The sequence below is a fragment of the Cryobacterium sp. Hz9 genome, assembly GCF_004402825.1.
In the GTDB taxonomy this organism is placed as follows: Bacteria; Actinomycetota; Actinomycetes; order Actinomycetales; family Microbacteriaceae; genus Cryobacterium; species Cryobacterium gelidum.
This window is the reverse complement of the sequence record NZ_SOFC01000010.1, coordinates 20,829-29,151: the sequence shown is the minus strand read 5'-3', so window position 1 is coordinate 29,151 and position 8,323 is coordinate 20,829. Positions and strand designations below refer to the sequence as shown.

General features: G+C 59.1%; 5 protein-coding genes and 4 pseudogenes. 4 read left to right on the top strand and 5 right to left on the bottom strand.

Annotation, left to right across the window (positions count from 1 at the left end; genetic code table 11):
* Positions 1–208: pseudogene (locus tag E3N85_RS04325) on the top strand (aldehyde dehydrogenase); the annotation flags it as partial.
* Positions 209–507: 299 nt separating this feature from the next.
* On the opposite strand, the pseudogene ribA reads toward E3N85_RS04325, so the two are convergent.
* Together ribA and E3N85_RS04315 are read right to left on the bottom strand one after the other, a co-directional pair.
* Positions 508–1,098, bottom strand: a pseudogene (ribA, locus tag E3N85_RS04320) (GTP cyclohydrolase II); the annotation flags it as partial.
* A 101-nt stretch (positions 1,099–1,199) separates the two neighbouring features.
* Positions 1,200–2,429 carry an NAD(P)/FAD-dependent oxidoreductase gene (locus E3N85_RS04315; protein ID WP_134459823.1) on the bottom strand — a complete coding sequence of 410 codons (1,230 nt, stop codon included), beginning with the start codon at positions 2,427–2,429 and terminating at the stop codon, positions 1,200–1,202.
* Between the two features lie 102 nt (positions 2,430–2,531).
* On the opposite strand from E3N85_RS04315, the pseudogene E3N85_RS17105 reads away from it, so the two are divergent.
* Positions 2,532–2,717 (top strand): annotated as a pseudogene (locus tag E3N85_RS17105) (ArsR/SmtB family transcription factor); the annotation flags it as partial.
* Between the two features lie 344 nt (positions 2,718–3,061).
* On the opposite strand, the gene E3N85_RS16700 reads toward E3N85_RS17105, so the two are convergent.
* Complete coding sequence (locus E3N85_RS16700; RefSeq protein ID WP_241978296.1) at positions 3,062–3,367, bottom strand: hypothetical protein; 306 nt, start codon at positions 3,365–3,367, stop codon at positions 3,062–3,064.
* Positions 3,368–3,606: 239 nt separating this feature from the next.
* Here E3N85_RS16700 and E3N85_RS04305 point away from each other — a divergent pair, with 239 nt between their 5' ends.
* The gene (locus tag E3N85_RS04305; protein ID WP_134459817.1) at positions 3,607–4,086 is read left to right on the top strand and encodes a Dps family protein; all 480 of its coding nucleotides are present in this window, start codon (positions 3,607–3,609) and stop codon (positions 4,084–4,086) included.
* 509 nt (positions 4,087–4,595) lie between these two features.
* A complete protein-coding gene (locus tag E3N85_RS04300; RefSeq protein WP_134459814.1) occupies positions 4,596–4,892 on the top strand; it encodes a hypothetical protein in 297 nt (98 codons plus the stop codon).
* 782 nt (positions 4,893–5,674) lie between these two features.
* Here the strand turns inward: E3N85_RS04300 and E3N85_RS17100 are convergent.
* Both E3N85_RS17100 and E3N85_RS04290 read right to left on the bottom strand, forming a co-directional pair.
* Positions 5,675–5,788, bottom strand: a pseudogene (locus E3N85_RS17100) (PASTA domain-containing protein); the annotation flags it as partial.
* Between the two features lie 33 nt (positions 5,789–5,821).
* Positions 5,822–8,146, bottom strand: a complete 2,325-nt coding sequence (locus E3N85_RS04290) for a transglycosylase domain-containing protein (RefSeq protein ID WP_166783854.1) — start codon at positions 8,144–8,146, stop codon at positions 5,822–5,824.
* Positions 8,147–8,323 lie beyond the last annotated feature (177 nt).

Here is an 8,323-nt window from a genome sequence, read left to right as displayed (position 1 = left end):
GATGTGGCTCAAAGGGCAGAGCATGGGCAGCGGCCAATGCCCGGTGAAGAAATACAATCGGCAATTGCGCGACCTGATTGCCGTGGGCAAGGCCAAGCCTTCATGGATCGTTTCGCACGAGATCCCGCTCAGCGAAGCCGTGGATGCCTACAAGAACTTCGGCGACCGCAACAACGGGTGGACCAAAGTCATCCTCAAGCCCGAATAGACCAGCACCTCACCGATCCGTTTGACTCAGCCCTTTTGGTGCAAATCACGGCACACGCGGCAGGGAGAACCAGACCGCAAAGTTCCCCTGCCGCTCGCTAGGGCCCGCGTCACAATGACGCAGTCATCTCTATATGTGGGGCTGTGTTGGCGCGGAAATCTTGCGCAGTGGTGTCTTTTACACCGCTTGAGTATCCGTTTGGGATCGTTTGGAAATTGTGGACCACTTGGGTGGTGCATAGACGTTGCCCGGGTGCGAAACCCCGCCGGCGGTGTTCGGCGGGGTTTTGCATATCAGGGTCAGAGCGTGTGTTGAAGGAGATGTCCCATGCGGTCGCGTTTGGTTCGCAGATATGCGGAGTTGGCTGGATGCGCACCCGCTGTAAGTGGCACGCGCTCCAGAACGGTGATCCCGTGCTCGGTGAGCTGGTCGACCTTGTCAGGGTTGTTGGTGAGAAGGCGCACCGCGTGAAGCCGGAGATCGTGAAGGATCGCAGCCGCAGCAGAATAATCACGGCCGTCCGCTGGGAGGCCGAGCGCGAGGTTCGCATCGATCGTGTCTAAGCCGGCTTCCTGCAGTCGGTAGGCCTTGAGTTTGTTGACGAGCCCGATGCCGCGGCCCTCGTGACCCCGCATGTAGATGACGACGCCGCCTATCTGATTAATCGTGTCGAGGGCGGAGTTAAGTTGTGGGCCGCATTCACATTTCTGAGATTCGAAGACCTCACCTGTCAGACATTCGGAGTGCACACGAACGAGGCAGCCGTCGGTTGGTGTGCCGGACACGACGGCGAGATGTTCGCTGCCGGAGACGAGGTCGCGGTAGGCGCGGAACTGGAAAGTGCCGTGCTTGGTAGGGACGGTCGTTTCAACTTCAAACGTGACATCAGACATCGCGACGGAACGGATAGAGCAGATACTGTTTCCCTTCGCCGAGAGCGAGGCGGTGGGTGATCCCGAGGGGTTGGAACGGAAACATGTTTCGGCCATGATCACAGCGATTCCAATGGCACATCGGCATCCGCGAGCTTGGCGCCATCGACCTGGTTGCCGCGCCGGATGACGCCTTGCACGGCTTCGTTAACATCCCAGACATTCACGTTCATCCCGGCCACAACTTTCCCACCCGCCACCCAGAACGCGATGAATTCCCGGCCGACCCGGTCGCCTCGGTACACCACATCGGCTCCCCGGGCCAGGGGTCCGAACCCGGAGTACTCCATTCCGACGTCGAACTGGTCGGTGAAGAAGTATGGGATGTCGTCGAAGGACACGTTCTGGCCGAGCATCGACCGCGCTGCAGCCTTCCCACCATTCAATGCGTTGGCCCAGTGTTCGCTGCGCAGTCGCAGCTTCGCCACGGGATGGTAGGCATTGGCAACGTCACCCGCTGCGTAAATTGCCGGGTCGCTCGTGCGGAGCGACGCATCAACTGAGATGCCGTTGTCGATCGTTAGCCCCGCTGAATCGGCCAGCTCAACGTTGGGCGTGGCACCAATTCCGACCACGACGACGTCCGCGGGAATGACCTCTCCGCTCTCGAGTCTCACAGCGGTAGCTCGACCGTTTTTTCCCACAACACTTTCGACGGACACTGAACGTCGCAGGATGACGCCGTTTTGTTCGTGGAGATCGGCGAACATCTGGCCGAGTTCGTTGCCGAGCACGGTCGCCAGCGGGATGGGGTCACGGTCGAGAATTGTCACGTCGTTTCCGAGGGTGCGTGCTGTCGCAGCCACCTCCATGCCAATCCAACCCGAGCCGATCAGGACGAGTCGCATACTTCCGCCCGCAAGCAGAGAGCGCAGGTTGTCGGAGTCTTCCAAGGTACGCAGGTAGTGCACCCCTTCGAGATCTGCCCCGGGGATCGACAGGCGACGAGAGGACGAGCCGGTGGTTAGTAGCAGTTTGCTGTACGCGAATTCATCACCGGCGTCGGTATGGATGACCTGGCGCGCGGCATCAATGCGGGCGACGGAAGTGCCGAGGAGTAAGTCGACATCATGGTCCGTGTACCAGTCTTTGGGATCTACATACACAGAGTCGAGGTCGCCGGATCCGCTGAGGTAGTCCTTCGAAAGCGGGGGCCGGATATAAGGCCGGTGCGCTTCGGCGCCGATCAGTTGAATGGGCCCGGTGAAACCTTCTTCTCGCAGCGTCTTGGCGGCGGACGCACCAGCAAGCCCTGCTCCGACGATGACATAACTCTTAGAATCTGGCATGTTTCCTCTTTGCTGGTGTGCTGGCTATCTTCGTAGCCCCAACTGTAGGAGCCACCCGTTTCTTTTGTCAAGATACATTGTTTTAGAGATATAATCATCATTATGAACGAACAATCACAATCGGACGACATCTTCGCTATCGCGTCGCTCAGTGACCCGCTGCGCCGTTCCTTGTTCGATCTCGTCTCCCGGAGCGCCACACCCGTCGGCCGCGATGAGGCGGCCGAAGCGCTCGGTGTTCCGCGCGGAACGGTGGCGTTTCACCTGGAGAGACTTGCAGGATGCGGGCTGTTGGACACCGAATTCCAGCGCCGCACGGGCCGAACCGGTCCTGGCGCTGGACGGCCGGCCAAGCTGTACCGGCGAGCGGCCAACGAAATCGTAGTATCCGTTCCGGACCGACACTACGCTCTGGCCGGAGAGCTGTTGATTTCTGCTATCGAGCAATCCGATCGCACGGGGGAGCCCGCTCGGGAGTCGCTCACCCGGGTGTCTGCTGAACACGGTCGCGCATTGGGCATGAGTGCGGGCTCATTGGATGCGGTGCTCCAGTCAACCGGATATGAGCCTCAGGATGACGGTGACGGCGGACTGCTTCTTCACAATTGTCCATTTCACCGGCTGGCGAAGGGTCACACCGCGAGCATCTGTGCGGCCAACTTAGCCTTATTGATAGGAGCCGCAGACGGTGCGGGCGAGTGCGAGCGCGAGGTCCAATTTGCGCCGAGAGACGGATACTGTTGCGTGCGTATCGCCCGGAACACCGAGTAGGCGGAACGCCCCGACCCTCCCTTGATCTGCGCGGTCTGATTGCGGGCCGTGAACGTCATCACCCAACGGCCCCGAAGGGTCTCGTTAACACCGAATTCGCGCAGGGTGATCACGGCCGCACTGCCAATGATGACGATCAATTTCACGGCATTCTTTTTTGTACTCAAGACTGAACTCCTGACATTATCTTGCCGAAGTGAACATTCTCTCGTGAGCTGTCCTTTCGACGGGGGTCAGAGACACTGCTTGAGCAGTACAGCTTGGCGCGGTCTTCGAGCTGATAGTCATATCATCAAGAGGGACCTCAAGTAGCCCAAGACGTTCGTTGAAACCCGCTCAACCGCGATAGTGGCTGGCACGGTGACATCACACTTGAAGTCCTATCCCCGCTTCATGAAAGGACACCATGCACGCCTCCGAGACACTTCGCACGAATTTGCAGTCCGTTCTTGTCGATCTGATTGCGCTGCACCTGCAGGGCAAGCAGGCGCACTGGAACATTGTCGGACCGAACTTTCGTGACCTGCACCTGCAGCTCGATGAAATCGTCGAGGGGGTGCGTGAATTCTCTGATCAATTGGCCGAACGCTTGCGCGCCCTGAACGTGCAGCCCGACGGACGCATCGAAACCGTCGCCGCGACCACGCACCTGCCGAGCTTTCCCGCCGGCGAGGTTCTCACCACGGACGCGGTCAACCTCATCACGGAACGCCTAAACCTCACGGTGGAGAATATGCGGGTCGTACACGATGCCGTCGACGAGGAAGACCCCACCAGCGCCGATATTCTGCACCTTTTCATCGAGAAGTTGGAGCAGTACGCCTGGATGGTTAGTGCCGAGAATCGGCGGCCGCAATCGGCGACGCAGAACCATGCCCAACCCTAGGCTTCAACAAGTTCAACAGCTTCGATGTCAACGAGCTGATCCGTGTGGTGGCCAAGGCAGTTGACCCCCCGGAGTGTCCTTGGTGCGTCATTTTTCCCGAAGGCCTCGAAAACGACTGCTTCAGCGTCCGCGGGGTCGCTCTGAATGGAAGACGCGGCGAGAACTCGCGTGCTCAGGACATCCTCCAGCCCGGCTCTCGCTGCCCTCAAAGCAACAATGACGTCCTCTCTTGCCGTGTGTGCCTGCACTAAACAGTCGCCGATTGCAGCAGTGCCGCCTGTCATGTTCAATGGGCACGCAACGGCCAAAAAGATGAGCGTGCCTGAGTAGACCCGTTGGCACGTAGACACACGTGTGCCATGTCGGAAAGCTCAGCCGTATGGATAAGGACAACGTCGTGGGATGTGCGCCACTGTACTGACGGGTTTGGTTCGCCAGTGTGCACAAGCCAGACGCCTTCCAGGCTCCTGATACGGTGAACGGAACTTAATCGAACGGGAAACTTATGCATGGGAACGCTCGTCGCAGCCGTCGCAGCTCTGGCTGTGATCCTGACCGGTTGTTCCTCAAATGGGCCTCAGCCGAATATTCCGGCTCCAGCAAATACCCCAACGACCACAGAAGAGAAAGAGGCGAGCCTTGAGGCTCGTGCCACGCCGGACCATTTGGTTGTGTCTGCGAGTAGTATCCAGGTCGTTCTGGACGATGGAACGATGGGCGATGATTTCGGTTATTTCGAACCCATTGACTCGGTGGTCGCTGCGCTCACGGCTGTATTCGAAGGAGAACCCGTCATAACTACCTAGGAAGGCATCCCCTCGGTTGACTACGACTGGAGTGGAGTGTCGATCGGCACGGATGGGCCTGCGCAACGTCCCATTGATCCGGAGATCATCATGCACGTGACGACGGCAGAGGTCCACGGAATAGGAATCGAGACCGTTGGCGGCATTCAAGTCGGCGATTCGGTAGCTGTTCTAGAAATTGCGAATCCCCTTCTGACGGCCCCGTAACCCAATTTGCTGCCCCAATCAAGAACTTTGAGTAGTTACCTATTGGCCGCCTGTATTCCATTACCGATAGCGAGCCGTTGCACCGCCTAAATCTGGCAACGCCCAGCGGGACGTTATTTGATGACCAGGAAGATCGACCTCGCGGCTGCGTGATCGAGCGATCGAACCACGGCGACGACAGCCGGCACGCCAAGCGCCACCACTGGGGTCACGCTTCCGAGGCTAAAGCCCGGAGATGAACTAGTCGAGAGACACGATGAACTTTGATCCGCTTTCATCCAAATAGTGGCATTCCAGATCTACAGGCCAGAGGGAAACAGTTCCTGAAGTGCCGCGCTCGAGCACGGCTTGACCGGTATCGTCTGAGAAATAGCACAATACTGGTGGGGCTTCGCGCTTCCTAGGTGGCAGCAGCAACGGGTGCGCCGAAGAACACGGCGACGGCGATGAGGAACGCGGTCAGCCCAGTGAGCAAGCTTGGGCTCCACCTGATCGGATCGAGCGTTGCGACGTCGGCTGGAATATGCCCGGTTCGCCCCCGTCGGCTGGCGTCCAGCCTAAGCAGTTCACGCAGGTTACTGTCGGCCGATCACAATGCTGATTGGGTCGCCGGCTGGCAAAGTGTCTCCGGCAGGTGGGGACATTGAAATGACGGTGCCGACAAGAGTTGGGTCGGGAGTGGTCTGGTTCTGTGTTTGGACGTCGTAGTCGACAAGCGCCTGCTAACCCTCTTTTTTAGTCATGCCGACAACGTCTGGAAATGTGGGCTGCACCCCGGTACTGGAGTACACGGTGATCGTTGATCCCAATTGCGCCCGTGTACCGGCAGCCGTATCAAAACGTATCGGTGTTCCTTCGGGTTGGTTGTCGGTTGTCTCTCCACCGTCGGCGAAGGTTAATTCTGCAGATTCCAGAGTCGTTTGTGCCTCTGCCGTTGATGAGTCCCGTACGTCGGGGACGCCGGTGCGAAGCGTGCGGAGGGCACTCGGGGATTCGTCAGCGAAGTCGTCTCCGCCGTATTTCGCATTGGCGACGGACATGACGTCAGGCCACATTCGATGGCGAGCCGTAGCGGCGTATCCGCTGTCGAAGTACATGGAGCGTTGGTCGAGGGAGCCCGTGACGCTCACGACACCGGCCACGGTTGCCACCTCGGTGCTGGCGCCACTCATCCAGGTATCCGCTGAGCCTCCTGTGGTCCCGGTTTTGCCGATCATCGGAACGCGGGGACTGGTCCGGTAGTACGACGAGCGCGCGGTGCCCTCGCTCATCACGCGCTGCATGGCGTAGGCCATGGCGCTCGCGATGGCGGGCGCAACTGATGCGCTGCACTCGGATTGCGGAACGGGCAGTTCGGTGTCATCGGCGGCCACGATTCGATCGATGACGACAGGCGTGCAGGTCACACCGTCGTTGGCGATGCCGGCAAATGCGACGGCCATGGTCAGGGGCGCGATTTCGTTGGTGCCGAGCACAGAACTGGCGCCCTGGCGAAGCGGATTACCGTCGGCGCGGTGCACGTCGAAGGCCTCCGCAGTCTTCCGGATACCGCACAGGTCTAGCTCTTTCGCCATGCCCAGATACCCGGTGTTGTAGGAGTTGATGGTCGATTCGAGAGCGCTGTAATTGGATCTATTTTGACTCAATGAGTCGTTGCGGGGGTTCCACCCAGGGTAACGCTGCGGACCCCGGCAACTGTCTTGGAAAGCGCCCCAGTGCGACGTGCGCCCAGAATCAACGCGCTCGTTGAGGGAATGCCCCTCGCTTAGCCATTCGGCCAGCGTGAATACCTTGTAGGTTGAACCGGGCTGAAAACCGCTCGAGCCACCGGCGGCACGGTCGGTGTTGTAGTTGATCGCGGTGTAATTGGTCCCGGAATTCAGCACGGCCGGATCCTGACTGTAGTCCTTGTTCTGTGTCATGGCGAGGACCCTACCGGTGCCGACTTGAACGCTGGAAATGACGGCGCCCACGTCTCCCGCGTTGGAGATCTTGGGAACGTTTTCGTTCATGGTTGTCACGGCCGCACCCTGCAGATCCAGGTCGAGCGTGGTGTACACGTCGTACCCACCACGGCGAAAATTGAGCAGCCGCGTTTCTTCGTCCTCACCAAAAGTGGAGTCGGTCTGGAGTGCGTGCACGACGTAGTCGCAGAAGTAGGCGTTGGCGCCAGCCGTAGCGCAGCCGGTGCTGGGCGCCGTGATGACTGGGGCGATCACCGTGGCGACCGCTGCCTCGTACTGGGCCGCAGAGATCTTCTTCTCAGCAAGCATCTCCCCAAGAATATAATCGCGGCGCATCTTATTGGCGGCATAGTCGTTGGCGGCGCCATTGGTGACACTGTCCGGCATATCGAGCTGGAACTTTCGTGGGTTGTTCACGATCGCCACGAGGCTTGCGGCCTGCGGTAAAGTCACTGCCGCCGCTGTCGTGTTGAAGTAATGATTGGCCGCTGCCTCAATACCATAGACCGTCCCGCCGAAGCCCGTGATGTTAAGGTACTGGCGAAGAATGTCTGCCTTGTCGTACTTCTTCTCCACGGCGATCGCGAAACGCATTTCGCGAAGTTTGCGCTCGGCGGTTATCTCCGTCGCCGCCGTGTAGCAAAGTTCGCTCTGCTCCTGGTCGGCTATGACTTCGCATTTCTGCACAAGAACGTTCTTTACATACTGCTGAGTGATAGACGATCCTCCCTGCAGCGAATCGCTATACATGGTGCTCACAACCGCGCGTAGCGTGCCCTGAACATCGATACCGTTGTGCTCAAAGAAACGAGGATCCTCACCCGAGACCGCGGCGTCCTTCACAAATTGACTGATGGCATCCGATTCAACCTCGACCCGATTCTGGTCGTAGAACGACGCAAGCAGTATGGGGGTGCCATCGTTCTGGGTGGCATAAATGTTGCTCTTTTGCGAGAGCTGCTCGATTCCCAGATAGCCCGGCAGGCTGTCAAAGACCGTGATGGTGTGCGTCGCACTCACGCCGGCCAACGCGACCACCGGCGTCATACCCGCTGTCACGAGGACGCCGGCGACGACGCTCATCCCGACAAGCCCCATGAACGCGCCGAGGCAGTTGCCTCTTGTTTTCGTGGGGACAGTGACATTAATGTCTAAAATTATTGCTCCCTCATGGATCCACCAGTAAACAAAACGGGATGAGTGCGCCTCAAGCGTTCGCACGCGCGACGCGGGGGTTACGGTCTCGCCCGGGAGAGTTGG